This is a genomic window from Azohydromonas australica DSM 1124, assembly GCF_000430725.1.
Classification (GTDB): domain Bacteria; phylum Pseudomonadota; class Gammaproteobacteria; order Burkholderiales; family Burkholderiaceae_C; genus Azohydromonas; species Azohydromonas australica.
Window position 1 is genome coordinate 137,762 of record NZ_KE387216.1, and the last position, 15,012, is coordinate 152,773.

At 72.3% G+C, this 15,012-nt stretch carries 16 protein-coding genes; 9 read left to right on the forward strand and 7 right to left on the reverse strand.

Going from position 1 to position 15,012, the window contains the following annotated elements; translation table 11 throughout:
* Window positions 1-44: 44 nt before the first annotated feature.
* Together H537_RS47990 and H537_RS0137530 are read left to right on the forward strand one after the other, a co-directional pair.
* On the forward strand, window positions 45-986 hold the full coding sequence (locus H537_RS47990) for a GntR family transcriptional regulator (RefSeq protein ID WP_084151258.1): 942 nt from the start codon (window positions 45-47) through the stop codon (window positions 984-986).
* A 100-nt stretch (window positions 987-1,086) separates the two neighbouring features.
* Window positions 1,087-2,478, forward strand: coding sequence for an aldehyde dehydrogenase family protein (locus tag H537_RS0137530; protein ID WP_029001961.1), 1,392 nt, complete (start codon window positions 1,087-1,089; stop codon window positions 2,476-2,478).
* Window positions 2,479-2,523: 45 nt separating this feature from the next.
* Here H537_RS0137530 and H537_RS47995 read toward each other — a convergent pair whose 3' ends face one another.
* The 4 genes from H537_RS47995 to H537_RS0137550 are packed head-to-tail and all read right to left on the reverse strand — an operon-like array spanning window position 2,524 to window position 4,434.
* Complete coding sequence (locus tag H537_RS47995; protein WP_051244560.1) at window positions 2,524-3,213, reverse strand: DUF599 domain-containing protein; 690 nt, start codon at window positions 3,211-3,213, stop codon at window positions 2,524-2,526.
* Window positions 3,214-3,226: 13 nt separating this feature from the next.
* The gene (locus H537_RS0137540; protein ID WP_029001962.1) at window positions 3,227-3,664 is read right to left on the reverse strand and encodes a YeeE/YedE family protein; all 438 of its coding nucleotides are present in this window, start codon (window positions 3,662-3,664) and stop codon (window positions 3,227-3,229) included.
* 9 nt (window positions 3,665-3,673) lie between these two features.
* Window positions 3,674-4,108 (reverse strand): YeeE/YedE family protein, encoded by a 435-nt coding sequence (locus tag H537_RS0137545; RefSeq protein ID WP_029001963.1) that lies wholly within the window; start codon window positions 4,106-4,108, stop codon window positions 3,674-3,676.
* Window positions 4,109-4,113: 5 nt separating this feature from the next.
* On the reverse strand, window positions 4,114-4,434 hold the full coding sequence (locus H537_RS0137550; RefSeq protein WP_029001964.1) for an ArsR/SmtB family transcription factor: 321 nt from the start codon (window positions 4,432-4,434) through the stop codon (window positions 4,114-4,116).
* 81 nt (window positions 4,435-4,515) lie between these two features.
* On the opposite strand from H537_RS0137550, the gene H537_RS0137555 reads away from it, so the two are divergent.
* Entirely contained in the window at window positions 4,516-5,400 is an 885-nt protein-coding gene (locus H537_RS0137555) for an MBL fold metallo-hydrolase (RefSeq protein ID WP_029001965.1), read from the forward strand.
* 15 nt (window positions 5,401-5,415) lie between these two features.
* On the opposite strand, the gene H537_RS48000 is transcribed toward H537_RS0137555, so the two are convergent.
* A complete protein-coding gene (locus H537_RS48000) occupies window positions 5,416-5,895 on the reverse strand; it encodes a hypothetical protein (protein WP_043461875.1) in 480 nt (159 codons plus the stop codon).
* 14 nt (window positions 5,896-5,909) lie between these two features.
* Entirely contained in the window at window positions 5,910-6,467 is a 558-nt protein-coding gene (locus tag H537_RS54025; RefSeq protein ID WP_051244561.1) for a hypothetical protein, read from the reverse strand.
* A 103-nt stretch (window positions 6,468-6,570) separates the two neighbouring features.
* On the opposite strand from H537_RS54025, the gene H537_RS0137570 reads away from it, so the two are divergent.
* The 6 genes from H537_RS0137570 (at window position 6,571) to H537_RS0137595 (ending at window position 14,100) form a co-directional block, all read left to right on the forward strand.
* A complete protein-coding gene (locus H537_RS0137570; RefSeq protein WP_029001966.1) occupies window positions 6,571-7,470 on the forward strand; it encodes a LysR family transcriptional regulator in 900 nt (299 codons plus the stop codon).
* A gap of 123 nt (window positions 7,471-7,593) precedes the next feature.
* Window positions 7,594-8,595, forward strand: a complete 1,002-nt coding sequence (locus H537_RS0137575; RefSeq protein WP_051244564.1) for a Bug family tripartite tricarboxylate transporter substrate binding protein — start codon at window positions 7,594-7,596, stop codon at window positions 8,593-8,595.
* 20 nt (window positions 8,596-8,615) lie between these two features.
* Window positions 8,616-9,596 carry a Bug family tripartite tricarboxylate transporter substrate binding protein gene (locus tag H537_RS0137580; RefSeq protein ID WP_375136354.1) on the forward strand — a complete coding sequence of 327 codons (981 nt, stop codon included), beginning with the start codon at window positions 8,616-8,618 and terminating at the stop codon, window positions 9,594-9,596.
* Window positions 9,597-9,606: 10 nt separating this feature from the next.
* Window positions 9,607-10,659 carry a lactonase family protein gene (locus H537_RS0137585; RefSeq protein ID WP_029001969.1) on the forward strand — a complete coding sequence of 351 codons (1,053 nt, stop codon included), beginning with the start codon at window positions 9,607-9,609 and terminating at the stop codon, window positions 10,657-10,659.
* A gap of 20 nt (window positions 10,660-10,679) precedes the next feature.
* Entirely contained in the window at window positions 10,680-13,325 is a 2,646-nt protein-coding gene (gene acnA, locus H537_RS0137590; protein WP_029001970.1) for an aconitate hydratase AcnA, read from the forward strand.
* A gap of 19 nt (window positions 13,326-13,344) precedes the next feature.
* Window positions 13,345-14,100, forward strand: coding sequence for a transporter substrate-binding domain-containing protein (locus H537_RS0137595; RefSeq protein WP_029001971.1), 756 nt, complete (start codon window positions 13,345-13,347; stop codon window positions 14,098-14,100).
* Between the two features lie 57 nt (window positions 14,101-14,157).
* Here H537_RS0137595 and H537_RS0137600 read toward each other — a convergent pair.
* The coding region (locus H537_RS0137600) for a tripartite tricarboxylate transporter substrate-binding protein (RefSeq protein ID WP_029001972.1) at window positions 14,158-15,012 on the reverse strand (855 nt) is incomplete at its 5' end.

A 15,012-nucleotide genomic window follows, 5' to 3' on the forward strand; every position in this document is an offset into this window, starting at 1 on the left:
CCGGGCCAGCAAGGCGCATTTGCACGGGGTCGATAATGACGGACATGGCACGTGGACTTTCTGAGCAGTTGGCAGCCAGCATCGAAACCTGGCTGGCCGAGGAGCAGGTGCCTGCAGGCACGCCGCTGCCCGAGCGGGCGGTGGCGGAGCGCTTGCGCGTGTCGCGCTCGCCGGTGCGCGAGGCCCTGCAACTGCTGGCGCAGCGGCAGGTCATCGCGCCGCGTCCCGAAGGCGGTTACGCCGTCAGCGAGCGCGTGAAGACCGCGCCGGCCCTGGCCTTGCCGGCGGCCGACGAGGACGAGCCGACCTACCTGAGGATCGCCCAGGACCGCCTGGAAGGGCGGCTGCCCGAGCGGCTGACGGAAAACGAGCTCATGCGCCGCTACGAGGTGACGCGCGCCCGCCTGGCCCCGGTGCTGCGCCGCATCACCAGCGAGGGCTGGATCGAGCGGCTGCCGGGCAACGGCTGGCAGTTCCTGCCCACGCTGAGCACCGGCGCCGCCTACGACCAGGGCTACCGGCTGCGCATCCTGCTGGAGCCGGCGGCGATCCTGGAGCCCACCTGGTCGCTGGACGAGGCTGCGCTGCGCAAGTGCCGCGCCGAGCAGCAGGCGCTGGTGGACGGCGCCGCCGAGTGGGCCTCGCCCGTGCAGCTCTTCGACGCCAACTCGCGGCTGCACGAGACCGTCGCCGGTTTCTCGGGCAACGTCTTCATGGCCGATGCGCTCAAGCGCGTGAACCGGCTGCGCCGGCTCATGGAGTACCGCAAGGCCGTGGACCGCAGCGCCACCGCGCGGCGCTGCAAGGAGCACCTGGTGCTGATCGACCTGCTGCTTTCCAACCAGCGCGAGGCGGCGGCCGACTTCATGCGGCTGCACCTGCGCGACGCCGCGCGCGAGAAGGCCGGCGGCGTCCAGCCGCAGCGTCCGGCCCAGGCGCCGGGCGCCGACGCGCTGGGCGCGCTGTTCTCGCCGAGCACCGACTGACGGCCCGCGCGCCCGCGCCGCCCTCACCTACTGCAAGACCTCCAGCCAGCCCGGGCGACCGGCGCCGGCGGAGCGGCTTCACCCTCACGAATCCCACGCCATGACCTCTCTCATCACCACCATCAACCCCGCCACCGGCGCCGTGCTCAAGACCTACGAGGGCTGGACGCCGGCGCAGATCGACCAGGCCGTGGACGCCGGCCACGCCGCCGCCAGGGCCTGGGGCCTGCAGCCGCTGCCCGTGCGCGTGGCCGCGGTGCGCCGCCTGGCCCAGGTGCTGCGGCTGCAGAAGGATGCCTTCGCCCGTCTGATCACCGAGGAGATGGGCAAGCCTCTCGCCGAAGCCGCCGGCGAGCTGGAGAAATCCGCCGTCACGGCGCTGTACTACGCCGACCACGCCGAGGCGCTGCTGTCCGACGAGAAGGTCGCCATCGAGGGCGTGGACGCCTGGGTCAGCTACGAGCCCATCGGGCTGGTGCTGGCCGTGATGCCCTGGAACTTCCCGGTGTGGCAGGTGATGCGCTTCGCCATCCCGTCGCTGACCGCGGGCAACGGCGTGCTGCTCAAGCACTCGCCCAACGTCACGGGCTGCGCGCTGGCGCTGCAGAAGCTGTTCATTGACGCCGGGCTGCCCGAGCACCTGGTGACGACGCTGGTGGTGGCCGAGCCGGAAGTGCCCGCCACCATCGACCGGCTCATCGCCGACGAGCGTATCGCCGCCGTGACGCTGACCGGCTCCAACCGTGCCGGCGCGGCCGTGGGCGCGGCGGCCGGGCGCGAGTCCAAGAAGTCGGTGCTGGAGCTGGGCGGCTCGGACGCCTTCGTCGTGCTCGACGACGCCGACGTGCCCGCTGCCGCGGCTGCGGCGGTGAAGGCCCGCTATCACAACGCCGGCCAGAGCTGCGTGTGCGCCAAGCGCTTCATCGTCTCGGCGGCAGTCGCTGAGCGCTTCACCGGGCTGTTCGTGCAAGGCGTGCGGGCGCTGGTGGTGGGCGACCCGACGGACCCCGCCACGCAGGTGGGCCCGCTGGCGCGCGGCGACCTGCGCGAGGCGCTGTTGCGGCAGATCGAGCGCTCGGTGGCCGCCGGCGGGCAACTGCTGGCCGGCGGCCGTGCGGTCGAGGGCCCGGGCTACTGGTTCGAGCCCACGGTGGTGGCGAACGCGGCGCCCGGCATGGCGGTGTTCGACGAGGAGACTTTCGGGCCGGCGGCGGCCATTGCCGTGGCGCGGGACGACGCGGACGCGATCCGGCTGGCCAACGCCACGCCCTTCGGCCTGTCGGTGAGCATCTGGACCGGCGACACCGGGCGCGGCGTGCAAGTCGCCAAGCGCATCACCACCGGTGCGGCGTTCATCAACGCCATCACCGCCTCGGATGCGCGCGTGCCCTTTGGCGGCACGAAGAAGTCGGGCTACGGGCGCGAGCTGGCCGCGGCGGGCGTGCGCGAGTTCTGCAACGTCCGCACCTACTGGGCGGCGGGCAGGGGCTAACGGGCCTGGGGCATCGCTCCAGGGACGGGGTTCGAGCCTGCGCCGTCAGCCCGCATCGGTTCCCGGGCCCTGCCCAACGTGGTGCCCGGCGCGTTCTTCCGGGTCGCCCACGGTGACCCGGTCCATGCGCAGCAGCACCGCGACCACCAGCAGCGCGGCCACCGGGCCGGCGGCCGGGTAGAGGATGGCGGCCACAACGGGCGCCACCAGGATCAGGTGCCGCAGCCCGATGCTGTAGAGCAGTCCCGCCTTGCGCACGTAGTCCAGGCCCGTCGCGTGCCATTGCCGCCGCGCGGGCGAGCCCACCGGCATGCCGCCGATGAAGCCGACGTGGTTGTAGTAGCGCACGGCCATCACCGAGGACACCAGCGAGGCAAAGAGCAGGCTCAGCAGCACCAGCTCCAGCACCAGGCGCGGCGTGAACCGGACCGCGCTCGCGAACGCCTCGTGCAGCGACGGTACCGCCAGCGTCACCGTGCCCATGAGGCCGAGCGCGGCGGTGGAGGCCGTCATGGTGGCGGACATGAGCGAGTTGCGCAGCGTCTGGACCGCCAGGATCTCGCTGCCCGGCTGCGCCGATACCGCCGCGAACCAGGCTTCGCGCAGCCTGGCGTGGGCGCTGCGGGCCCACTGGCCGGGCCGATGCCGTTGCGCGAGAAACAGCCATCCTTCGTAGGCCAGCAGCACGGCCACCGTCGCGAACGCCGGCCACCAGGGCCCTTCACTTCCGGTCATGGAGCCTCATCCTTCAGGCCGGCTGGCGCCGGCGCAGCGTCCCGCGCCGCTCCAGCAGCTCGAACAGCCCCATGCCGGCAAGCATGGCGAGCACGAAGACCAGCGCCTTGGCTTCGCCCATCCCCAGCGCCACCAGCCCCGGGCCCGGGCAGAAGCCCGCGATGCCCCAGCCGATGCCGAACAGCAGGCTGCCGCCCACCAGCCGGCGGTCGATGTGCCGCGCGGTGGGCAGCTTCATCTCCTGGCCCAGCACGGAGCGCGTGCGGCGCCCGGCCAGCGCGAAGCCCACCAGGCCGACACCGATGGCGCCGCCCATCACGAAGGCCAGCGACGGGTCCCAGGCGCCGGCCAGGTCCAGGAAGCCCAGCACCTTGGCCGGGTCGGCCATGCCGGAGACGATCAGGCCCAGCCCGAACACCAGGCCGGCCAGCAGTGCAGCGAAAGCGGTCATGTCAGCTCCTCAGGCCCCCAGCAGGTGGCGCAGCACGAAGACGGTCGCGAAGCCCGCGCCCATGAAGGCCAGCGTCGCCACCAGCGAGCGCGGCGACAGCCGCGACAGCCCACACACGCCGTGGCCGCTGGTGCAGCCCGATCCGTAGCGGGTGCCCACGCCGACCAGCAGCCCGGCCGCCACCAGCGCACCGTAGCCGGCATCGATGTGCGGCAGCGGCAACGCCGCCACGAGGCGGTACACCAGCGGCGCCCCGGCCAGGCCGAGCACGAAGGCGGCGCGCCAGGCAACGTCGCCCTTGGCGGGCTTGAGCAGTCCGGCGAGCACGCCGCTGATGCCGGCGATGCGCCCGACGAGCAGCACCAGCAGCACGGCGGCCAGCCCGATGAGCACCCCGCCGGCCAGTGCCGGCCAGGGCGTGAACGCGCTCCAGTCGATGGTCATGGCGCTTACTCCTTGGGGCAGTACAGGCGGTAGAGCACCGCCAGGATCTCCAGCAGGGACGGGTCCGCGACGCTGTAGAAGACGTTCTTCCCCTGGCGCCGCGTGCTGACCACGCCCTCGGCGCGCAGCACGCCCAGCTGCTGCGACAGCGTCGGCTGGCGGATGCCCAGCCGCTGCTCCAGCTCGCTCACGCACAGCTCGCCCTGCGAGAGCTGGCACAGCAGCAGCAGCCGCTCCTCGTTGGCCAGCACCTTCAGCGCGCTGACGGCACGCCCGGCGGCGTGGCGCAGCACGTCCGGGTCGATGGCGGTGGGGGTGTCGTGCATGGGCCTCTTCCTCGATTCGCTTGACGACACTTTATCAAAGAACATAATATGAGTCAATAGAACGTTGCCAAGGAGCCTTCCATGAGCACCCGCACCACCATCGCGCCCTTCTTCGATCCGGCCACCTGGACGGTGTCCTACGTCGTGGCCGACCAGGCCACGCGCTGCGCCGCCGTGATCGACCCGGTGCTGGACTTCGACTTCAAGTCCGGCCGCACGGGCACGGCGTCGGCCGACGCCATCGCCGAGTACGTGGTGGCGCAGGGGCTGACGGTTCAATGGATCCTGGAAACCCACGCGCACGCCGACCACCTGTCGGGCGCGCGCCACCTGCAGCAGCGCCTGGGCGGGCTGATCGCCATCGGCGAGCGCATCCGCGAGGTGCAGGCCACCTTCAAGAAGCTCTATAACCTGGAGCGCGAGTTCCTGCCCGACGGCAGCCAGTTCGACCACCTGTTCAAGGACGGCGAGACCTTCCGCATCGGCGAGGTCGAGGCCACCGCGCTGCTGGTGCCCGGCCACACGCCGGCCGACATGGCCTACCTGGTGGACGGCGCGGTGTTCGTGGGCGACACGCTGTTCATGCCGGACGTGGGTACGGCGCGGGCGGACTTCCCCGGCGGCGACGCGCGCACGCTGTACCGCTCGATCCAGCGCCTGCTGGCGCTGCCCCCGGCCACGCGCATGTTCGTCTGCCACGACTACCCGCCCGCGGGCCGCGGGCCGGCCTGGGAGACGACAGTGGCCGAGCAGCGGCGGGCGAACATCCACGTGCACGAGGGCGTGAGCGAAGGCGCCTTCGTGACCCTGCGCCAGGCGCGCGACGCCACGCTGGAGGTGCCCGCGCTGATCCTGCCGTCGATCCAGGTCAACGTGCGCGCCGGCCAGCTGCCGCCGGCCGAGGACAACGGCGTGGCCTACCTGCGCATCCCGCTCAACGCGCTGCCGGCGGCGCGGCGGGGGTGAGGACGGGGCCGCCGCTCACGCATCCACCGCCGCCAGCGCCGCGCGCACGCGCTCCGGCACCGGGGCGGCGGTATCGGGCAGCTGGTCGAAGTCGCCGCGCAGCGCCTTGAGCGCGTAGCGCTCGCGCTCGATCTCGCGCGTGGTGCGGATGCCCAGGCGCCGCATCACCGGCACCGGCGGGCACCAGCCCTGCAGCGCATGCTGGCCGAAGAAGCCGAACACCGCGGCGGGCAGCAGCAGGAAGCGCCGGCTCGCCGTCGCCGCCAGCAGCAGCCCCAGCGTCGACGCCACCGAGGCGTTGAGCTGCAGCCGGCGCTCGATGTCCCACTCGGCGTCCAGTGCCCGCAGCCGGTCCTCGATGGCTTGCGGCTCGGCCTGCTCCAGCCGCATCACCTCGGCCTCGGTGCGCTCGCGGATGGCCTGGTTCAGGTGCGGCGCGGTGTGCAGCTCCACGCGCCGGCTGGTGGGGGGCAACTGCTGGGCAATGTGGGGCATGGCGGGCTCCAGGCTCAGTGAAGGTCCGACCGCGGCGGCACGGCCGCGGCCACGGCGGGCGCCGGGGCCGCCTGGGCGGTGCCGGCGTCCGCCGCGTCGCCCAGGCCGGCGAAGTCGCCGCGCAGCGCCTTGAGCGCGTGGCGCTCGCGCTCGATCTCGCGCGCCGTGCGCACGCCCATGCGCCGCAGCAGCGGCATCAGTGGGTGGCGGCCGGTGAGCGCCTGCGTCATCAGCGCCAGCGCCACCACGCCGGGCAGCACCAGCAGCTTCGGCTTGGCCACGGCCAGCGCCAGGGCCATCAGGCCCATGGCGGCGGTCTTGGTCTCCAGCACGCGGTCGGCGTCCCACTCGCGCTCCAGCGCGTCCAGGCGCTGCGCGATGGCTTGCGGCCCGCCGGCGGCGCACTGCGCCAGGCTCGCCGCCGTGGCGTCGTCGATGCGCCGCAGCACCTCGTGCGCCGTGTGGCGGCGCACCCGGTCCCCTTGCAAACGCCCCTCGGGCGCCACCGGATGGGGCAAGTCCGTCACGCTGCCCGGCGCGTATGCCGCCGTGGACGAGGTCCCGAGCTCCATGGCTGATCCTGTGCGAAGTGGGGGTGCCGGCGGCGGGCAAGGCGCGTGCCGAAAGCGCCGCACCGTGCCGGCGGGCGCTTGCGGCCGTGAGAACCTTCGCCCCATGCGTCACGACCTCACCAGCCTGGAGCTTTTCGTTGCCGTTGCCGAGTGCGGCAACCTCACCCGCGCCGCGGAGCGGCAGCACCTGGCGGTGTCGGCGGTGAGCAAGCGCATCGGCGAGCTGGAGGCGCTGGCCGGCACGCCGCTGCTGGTGCGCCAGCCGCGCGGCGTGATGCTCACGCCCGCCGGGCAGTCGCTGCTGCACCACGCGCGGCAGATGCTGCAGCTGGTGCAGCGCATGGACGAGGAGCTGCACGAGTACGCCGGCGGCATGCGCGGCCACATCCGGCTGCACGCGGTGGCCTCCGCGCTGACGCAGTGCCTGCCCGGCGAGCTGGAGGCCTTCCTCGCGCGCTACCCGGACGTGCAGATCTCGCTGGAAGAGCGCACGGGCAAGGCCATCGTGCGCGCGGTGGCCGACGGCAGCGCCGACGTGGGCATCGTCGCCAGCCAGGTGGCGTCCAGCGGCCTGGGCACGCGGCCGTACCGCAGCGACCGCCTCATGCTGGGCGTGCCCGAGGGCCACCCGCTGGCCGGGCGCGGGCCCGTGAGCTTCGAGGAGGCGCTGGCCTATCCCTTCGTCGGCCCGCATGCCGACAGCTCGCTGGCCGTGCTGATGGCCCAGGGCGCGCAGGCCTGCGGCCGCACGCTGCAGCAGCGCATCCAGGTCAGCAGCTTCGACGCGATGTGCCGCCTGGTCGAGACGCGGCTGGGCATCACGCTGCTGCCTTCCAGCGTGCTGGACTCGCACATGGCGGCCGGCCGCATCCGCGGCGTCGAGCTCGACGAGCCCTGGGCGCAACGGCACATGTCCATCGTGTTCAGAGAACCCGGCGAGCTCAGCCACATCACGCGCGAGCTGATCGACCACCTGGAGCAGGCCGCCGCCACCGTGGCCTGACTGCCGCAGCGTTCTCCAATGGAGAACGCTCCCGTGGCAAAAGATCAATTTTCAGGCGAGAGGCGCGTGCCTAGCATTCGTCCACTTTCCGGCCCCGAGCCGGGCCACAAGAGGAGACATCGAATGCTGAGCAGGCGTCGCTTCACCACCCAGGGTCTGGTCCTGGGCACCGCCGCGCTGGCCGCGGCGATCCCCGCCACCGTGCTGGCGCAGGCCAGCTACCCCAGCAAGCCCGTCACGATCGTCGTGCCCTTCTCGCCCGGCGGCGGCGTGGACGTGATGGCGCGGCTGCTGGCCGAGAAGCTGCGCCCGCTGCTGGGCCAGGTGGTCAACGTGGAGAACAAGGCCGGTGGCAGCGGGATGATCGGCGCCGTCGCGGCCGTGCGGGCGCCTGCCGACGGCTACACGCTGCTCATGGCCACCGCGGGCGAGACCGCCATCAACCCGCACGTCTACAAGACCAAGATGCAGTACGCGCCGGAGAAGGACCTGGCGCCCGTGAGCCTGGTGGTCAAGGTGCCCAACGTGCTGGTGGTCAACCCGGCGCTGCCCATCAAGAGCACGGCCGAGCTGCTGGCCTACGCCAAGGCCAACCCGGGCAAGCTGAGCTACGGCAGCAGCGGCATCGGCAACCCGCAGCACCTCGCCGGCGAGCTGCTGGCGAAGCTGTCGGGCCAGAAGCTCACGCACGTGCCCTACCGCGGCGCGTCGAACCAGCTCACCGACACGGCGGGCGGCAGCGTGGACATGACCTTCGTGAGCCTGGCCGGCGCCCGCCCCTTCATGAAGGACGGCCGCGTGCGCGCCATCGCCATGACCTCGCCCAAGCGCTCGGCGCTGGCGCCCGACATCCCGGCCCTGTCCGAGACCAAGGGCCTGGAGGGCTACGCACTGGAGAACTGGTTCGGCCTGTTCGCGCCCGCGGCCACGCCGGCGGCGGTGATCGACAAGCTCAACGGCGCGGTGGCGCAGGCGCTGAAGGACCCGGACCTGGTCAAGCGCCTCAACGAGCTGGGCGGCGAGGTCTCGCCCATGGGGCCGGTGCCTTTCAAGGCCTTCATCCAGGACGAGTCCAAGCGCTTCGCCAAGATCGTCCAGGACGCCAACATCACCCCGGACAACTGAGCCCCCAGCGCCCCCGAACGATGACCATGCAACGCCGAAACCTCCTCGCCCGCGCCGCGTCCTTGGCCCTGCTGGGCGCCTGCGGGCTGGCTGCCCAGGCCCAGGAGTACCCCAGCAAGCCGATCACGCTGATCGTCTCCTTCTCCGCCGGCGGCAACAACGACCTGCGCGCCCGCCAGCTCGGCATGCCGGTGGGGCAGCTGCTCAAGCAGACCGTGGTGGTGGACAACAAGCCCGGCGCCAGCGGCAACATCGGGCACGAGTTCGTCTCGCGCGCCGCGCCCGACGGCTACACCCTGGGCATCGGCGCCATGGGCCCGCTGGCGGTGAACCCGTCGCTGTTCCCGAAGATGAACTTCGGCCCCAAGGACTTCGTGCCGGTCGTGCTCATCGAGAAGGCGCCGCTGGTGCTGGTGACGCGCACCGACAAGCCCTACAAGAGCTTCAAGGACGTGGTGGCCGCGGCCAAGGCCCGGCCCGGCGCCGTCTCCATCGGCAACGCCGGCACGGGCGGCGCGCACCACCTCTCTGCCGAGCTGATGGAGGACGCCGCTGGGCTGGAGATGCTGGCCGTGCCCTACAAGGGCGGCGGCCCCGCGGCCAACGCGCTGCTGTCGGGCGAGATCGACATGATGTTCGAGCAGACCTACGCCGCGCTGCCGTCCATCCAGGCCGGCAAGACGCGCGCGCTGGCCGTCACCAGCGACAAGCGCCTGCCCTCGCTGCCGGACGTGCCCACCATGGCCGAACTGGGCTACCCGCAGGTCACGGTGTCGAACTGGCTGGGCGTGATCGCGCCCAAGGGCACGCCCAAGCCGGTCGTTGCCAAGCTCAACGACGCTTTCAACAAGGCGCTGGCCGATCCGGCGCTGCGCGAGAAGATCACCGGCCCCGGCAACGTGGTCGGCGGCGGCAGCCCGGAGGAGTTCGCCGCCTTCATCGCGGCCGAGGGCAAGCGCTGGTCGGCGCTGGTCAAGGCCAAGGGCATCCGGATGGAGTGACGCGATGACGATGTACGCCTACGTCGGCTGCCGCACCACCCGCGAGCGCAACGCGCGCGGTGAGGGCCTGAGCGTGTTCGAGGTGCATGCGGACGGCACGCTCAGCCTGGTGCAGCTGGTGCGCGACCTGGTCAACCCCTCGTACCTCGCGCTCAGCCGCGACGGCACGCGGCTCTACACCGTGCACGGCGACGAGAGCGAGGTCAGCGCCTTCGCGGTGGACCGCGCCACGGGCCGGCTGAGCTTCCTCAACCGCCAGGGCACCGAAGGCAAGAACCCGGTGCACCTGGCGCTGGACGCCAGCGGCCGCTTCCTGGTGGTGACCAACCACATCGGCGCCAGCCTGGCCGTGCTGCCGGTGGCCGAGGACGGCTCGCTGCTGCCGCTGAGCCAGCTGGTCAAGGTGGACGGCCCCATCGGCCCGCACCGCGTGGAGCAGAAGCAGCCCAAGCCGCACTTCAACGCCTTCGACCCTTCCGGGCGCTTCGTGCTGGTGCCGGACAAGGGCTGCGACCGCACCTGGAGCTTCCGCTTCGACGGCGGGCGCCTGGTGCCTTGCGATCCGCCCTTCGTGGCCGCGCGCGAAGGCGCCGGCCCGCGCCACATGGCGTTCCATCCACGCCAGCCCTGGGCCTACGTGGTCAACGAGCTGGACTCCACCGTCACGGCCTACCGCTTCGACGCCGCCACCGGCGCGCTGTCGCCCTTCCAGTGGCTGCCCGCGCTGCCCTTCGACTACACGGGCGACAGCCGCTGCGCCGCCATCGCGGTGGACGCCGCCGGGCGCTTCCTTTACGCCTCCAACCGCGGGCACGACAGCATCGCGGTGTTCGGCATCGACCCGGCGACGGGGCAGCTGGGCTTCGTCGAGGCCGCACCCACGTCGGGCCGCACGCCGCGCGCCTTCACGTTCTCGCCCGACGGTTCCCTGCTGTACGCGCTCAACGAGGACAGCGACAGCATCGTCACCTTCGCCGTCGCTGCCGACACCGGGCGGCTCACGCCCACCGGCGCCTGCGTGTCCACCGGCAGCCCGGTGTGCATGCTGTTCTCGCCGGCCTGACCTCTCACCATCGCAGTCCCATGTCCCACGCCACCGCCCAACCCGCCGGCCGGCTCAGCGTCAACGGCGCCGAAGCCCGCTTCATCGACCTGCCCGCGCTCTTCGGCCAGCGGCTGTTCCAGCTGCCCACCGTGCTGCGGCTGCTGCTGGAGAACGTGCTGCGCCAGCTGCAGGGCAGCGAGCGCGAGGCCGCGGTGGCGGCGATCTTCGGCTGGCTGGAGAGCGGCAGCAGCGAGTCCGAGATCGCGTTCCAGCCCGGGCGCGTGCTCATGCACGACACCACCAGCACCCCGGCGCTGGTGGACATCGCCGCCATGCGCGACGCGCTGGCCGAGGCCGGCATCGACCCCGCGGTGCTCAATCCGCGGCTGCCAGTGGACGTGTCGGTGGACCACTCGCTGGCGGTGGAGGTCTACGGCCGCCGCGACGCGCCGCAGCTGAACCTGCAGCACGAGCTGCGGCGCAACCGCGAGCGCTACCGCTTCCTGCGCTGGGCCTCCAAGGCGCTGCGCGGCGTGCGCATCAACCCGCCGGGCACCGGGATCATGCACACCATCAACCTGGAGCAGCTCGCCACGGTGGTCACCACCGAGCAGCGCGCCGGCGAGACCTGGGCCGTGCCCGACGTGATGCTGGGCACCGACAGCCACACGCCCATGGTCAACGGCATCGGCGTGCTGGGCTGGGGCGTGGGCGGTCTGGAGGCGCAGACGGTGATGTTCGGCATGCCCACCATGCTGCGCGTGCCGGAGGTGATCGGCGTGCGCCTCACCGGCGCCTTGCGTCCGGGCGTGCTGGCCACGGACCTGGCGCTGACGGTGACGCAGCGGCTGCGCGCCATCGGCGTGTCGGGCGAGTTCGTCGAGTTCTGCGGCCCCGGCGTGTCCACGCTCACGGCCGGCGAGCGCTCGGTGGTGGCCAACATGGCGCCCGAGTACGGCGCCACCACCGGCTTCTTCGCGGTGGACGGGCAGACGCTGGACTACCTGCGCATCACCGGCCGTTCCGAGGCCCACGTGGCGCTGGTGGAGGCCTACACCCGGCGCGCCGGGCTGTGGTTCGACCCCGAGGCCCAGCCCCGCTTCACCCGCGCCATCGAGATCGACCTGGACACCGTGGGCATGCACATCGCCGGCCCGCAGCGCCCGCAGGACTTGCTGGCCTATGGCGACGCCGGCCGCGTGCTGGCCGCGCGCGGCTTCACGCCCACCGAACCGCACGCACAGATGCCGCGCCACCCGGTGGCGGTGGCGGCCATCACCAGCTGCACCAACACCTCCGACCCCGCGCTGCTGATCGCCGCCGGGCTGCTGGCGCGCAAGGCGCGCCAGCGCGGGCTGAAGGTGCCGGCGTGGGTGAAGACCTCCCTGTCGCCCGGCTCCCCGGCCGCGGCGGCCTACCTGGAGCGCGCCGGCCTGGTCGAGGACCTGTCGGCGGTGGGCTTCGACATCGTGGGCTACGGCTGCGCCACCTGCATCGGCAACCCCGGCCCGCTGCCGGACGTGATCCGCGAGGAGCGCGCCAAGGGCACGATCCACCCGGTCGCGGCGACCTCGGGCAACCGCAACTTCCCCGGCCGCATCCACCCGGACCTGGACCTGGGCTTCCTGATGTCGCCGCCGCTGGTGGTGGCCTTCGCGCTGGCGGGCAACGCCGAGATCGACCTGGGCTGCGAACCGGTGCAGACCGCGCCGGACGGCGAGCCCGTGTCGCTGGCCATGCTGTGGCCCACGCGCGAGGAGGTGGCACAACACGTGGCGCAGGCGCTGGACAAGGAAGACTTCAAGCGCGAGTTCGCCATCGCCTCGGCCAACCCGATGTGGCAGGCGCTGGAGGCGCCCGAAGGCGCCCGCTTCCCTTGGGATGTCACCTCCACCGCGCTGCGCCGCCCGCCCTTCGCCTCCGCCGAGGAGGGCAGCCAGCTCGGCCGCTACGCCGCGTATCCGCTGCTGGTGGTGGGCGACGACGTCACGACGGACCACATCTCGCCGGCCAGCGCCATCCCGCCCGACAGCCTGGTGGCGGACTTCCTGGTCGAGCGCGGCGACGACCGCAACGACCTGAACGTCTTCGCCTCGCGGCGCGGCAACTGGGAGGTGATGCTGCGCGCCGCCTTCCACAGCAAGTCGCTGGTGAACCTGCTGCGCCCGGGCATGCCGGTGGCGCACACGCTGCACGTGCCCAGCGGCGAGGTCCAGCCGATCTGGGAGGTGGCGCGGCGCTACCGCGAGGCGGGCGAGCCCGTGGTGCTGGTGGCCGGCGAGCGCTACGGCACGGGCTCCTCGCGCGACTGGGCCGCCAAGGGCCAGCGGCTGCTGGGCATCCGTGCCGTGCTGGCGATGAGCTTCGAGCGCATCCACCGCTCGAACCTGATCGGCATGGGCATCCTGCCGCTGCGGCTGCCCGAAGGCGCCGACCCGAAGTCGCTGCAGCTGCTGCCGGGCGACCGCATCGAGGTGGACGCGGCGCCTGACACCCTGTCGCCGCGCGGCCCGGTGCCCGTGCGCGTGCTGCGCGCCGACGGCCGCGTCGAGGCGCTGATGGCGACCGCCGCGGTGGAGACGCAGCTGGAAGTGGCGCTGCTGCGCGACGGCGGCGTGATTCCCTCCATCCTCAAGAAGACCATCGCCGAAAGGCAGGCCGCGGCCCAGCCGGCCCGCCCCTGAAGCCGGAGAGCAAAAGCCCATGAACATCGACAAGGACCTCATTGCCGCCTTCGCCCCCACCGGCCGGCTGCGCGCTTCCATCAACCTGGGCAACCCCATCCTGGCCGGCACGGACGCGGCCACCGGCGCCGCCAAGGGCGTCTCCGTGGACCTCGCTACCGAGCTGGCACGGCGCCTGGGCGTGGAACTGGAGCTGGTGGTGGTGGACGCCGCCGGCAAGTCGGTGGAGGTGGTGGCGCAGGAGCGCGCCGACGTCGGCTTCTTCGCCATCGACCCGCTGCGCGGCGCGGACATCGCCTTCACCGGCCCCTACGTGCTGATCGAGGGCTGCTACCTGGTGCGCGAGGGCTCGCCCATCCACGCCAACGAGGAGGTGGACCGCGAAGGCCGCGTGGTGGTGGTCGGCAAGGGCAGCGCCTACGACCTGTTCCTCACGCGCGAGCTGAAGGCCGCGCGCATCGAGCGCTCGCCCACCTCGCCCACGGTGGTGGACACCTTCATGGCGCTGGGTGACCGGGCGGACGTGGCCGCCGGCGTGAAGCAGCAGCTCGAAGCCGACGCGGCGCGCCTGGGCGGGCTGCGGCTGCTGGACGGGCGCTTCATGGTGATCCGCCAGGCGATGGGCGTGCCCAAGAGCCGCGGCGCGTCGGCGGCACAGGCGCTGGCGGCCTTCGTCGAGGAGATGAAGGCCCGCGGCTTCGTGGCCCGGGCGCTGGCGCGGCACGGGATCCAGGGCGCCTCGGTGGCGCCGGCGGGGCAGGCCGACGGCGCATGAAAAAGCCGCCCGAGGGCGGCTTTCGTTCAGCAAGACGGCAATCGTCAGCCTGCGGCTTCAGTCCGCGTACTGCCCCGCCGCCTTGATGACCGGCGTCCACTTGGCGATCTCGTCGGAGACGAACTTCTTGTGTTCGGCCGGGTTGACGCGCGCGTCCGTGACCACCACGGCGCCCAGGTCCTCCTCGCGCTTGATGAAGCCCGGGTCCTTCAGCGCGGTCTTCAGCGCGGCGTTGACCTTGTCCGCCACCGCCTTGGGCGTGCCCTTGGGCGCGTACAGGCCGTGCCAGATGGTCACGTTGAAGCCCTTGAGGCCGGACTCGTCCAGCGTGGGCAGCTTGGACAGCGCCGGCGTGGCCAGCCGCTTGGGCGTGGTCACGGCGTAGGCCTTGACCTTGCCCGAGGCGATCTGCGCCGAGGTGTTGGTGGTCTGGTCGCACATCAGGTCCACCTGGCCGCCCATGAGGTCCGTCATGGCCGGGCCGGTGCCCTTGTAGGGCACGGTGGTCATTTCCATCTTCAGGCTCTGCTGGAACAGCAGCCCGCACAGGTGCGAGGCAGCGCCCAGGCCGGCGTGCGCCAGGTTGACCTTGCCCTGGTTGTCCTTGAGCCACTTCTGCAGCTCGGCCCAGTTGTTGGCCGGCAGCCCGGACTTGCCGATCACGGTCATCGGCACCTCGTTGATCAGGCCCAGGTACTCGAAGTCCTCCACGGGCTTGAACGACAGGCTGCGGTACAGCGCCGGCGAGGTCGCCATGCCGACGTGGTGCAGCAGCAGCGTGTAGCCGTCCGGCGCGGCCTTGGCGACCTTGGCCGCACCCAGCGTGCCGCCGGCGCCGCCGACGTTCTCGATGACGATCGTCGCCTTCAGCGGGCCGCGCAGTGCCTCGGCCAGGTCGCGCGCGACCTTGTC

Excerpts from the sequence above, each read along its gene's own strand:
- H537_RS0137580 (WP_375136354.1), top strand. The coding sequence starts at position 8,616 with ATGACCATGCAACGCCGAAACCTCCTCGCCCGCGCCGCGTCCTTGGCC.
- H537_RS0137545 (WP_029001963.1), bottom strand. The coding sequence starts at position 4,108 with ATGACCATCGACTGGAGCGCGTTCACGCCCTGGCCGGCACTGGCCGGC.
- H537_RS0137585 (WP_029001969.1), top strand. The coding sequence starts at position 9,607 with ATGTACGCCTACGTCGGCTGCCGCACCACCCGCGAGCGCAACGCGCGC.
- H537_RS0137595 (WP_029001971.1), top strand. The coding sequence starts at position 13,345 with ATGAACATCGACAAGGACCTCATTGCCGCCTTCGCCCCCACCGGCCGG.
- H537_RS0137555 (WP_029001965.1), top strand. The coding sequence starts at position 4,516 with ATGAGCACCCGCACCACCATCGCGCCCTTCTTCGATCCGGCCACCTGG.
- H537_RS0137550 (WP_029001964.1), bottom strand. The coding sequence starts at position 4,434 with ATGCACGACACCCCCACCGCCATCGACCCGGACGTGCTGCGCCACGCC.
- H537_RS0137570 (WP_029001966.1), top strand. The coding sequence starts at position 6,571 with ATGCGTCACGACCTCACCAGCCTGGAGCTTTTCGTTGCCGTTGCCGAG.
- H537_RS47990 (WP_084151258.1), top strand. The coding sequence starts at position 45 with ATGGCACGTGGACTTTCTGAGCAGTTGGCAGCCAGCATCGAAACCTGG.
- H537_RS47995 (WP_051244560.1), bottom strand. The coding sequence starts at position 3,213 with ATGACCGGAAGTGAAGGGCCCTGGTGGCCGGCGTTCGCGACGGTGGCC.
- acnA (WP_029001970.1), top strand. The coding sequence starts at position 10,680 with ATGTCCCACGCCACCGCCCAACCCGCCGGCCGGCTCAGCGTCAACGGC.
- H537_RS0137575 (WP_051244564.1), top strand. The coding sequence starts at position 7,594 with ATGCTGAGCAGGCGTCGCTTCACCACCCAGGGTCTGGTCCTGGGCACC.
- H537_RS48000 (WP_043461875.1), bottom strand. The coding sequence starts at position 5,895 with ATGCCCCACATTGCCCAGCAGTTGCCCCCCACCAGCCGGCGCGTGGAG.
- H537_RS0137540 (WP_029001962.1), bottom strand. The coding sequence starts at position 3,664 with ATGACCGCTTTCGCTGCACTGCTGGCCGGCCTGGTGTTCGGGCTGGGC.
- H537_RS0137530 (WP_029001961.1), top strand. The coding sequence starts at position 1,087 with ATGACCTCTCTCATCACCACCATCAACCCCGCCACCGGCGCCGTGCTC.
- H537_RS54025 (WP_051244561.1), bottom strand. The coding sequence starts at position 6,467 with ATGGAGCTCGGGACCTCGTCCACGGCGGCATACGCGCCGGGCAGCGTG.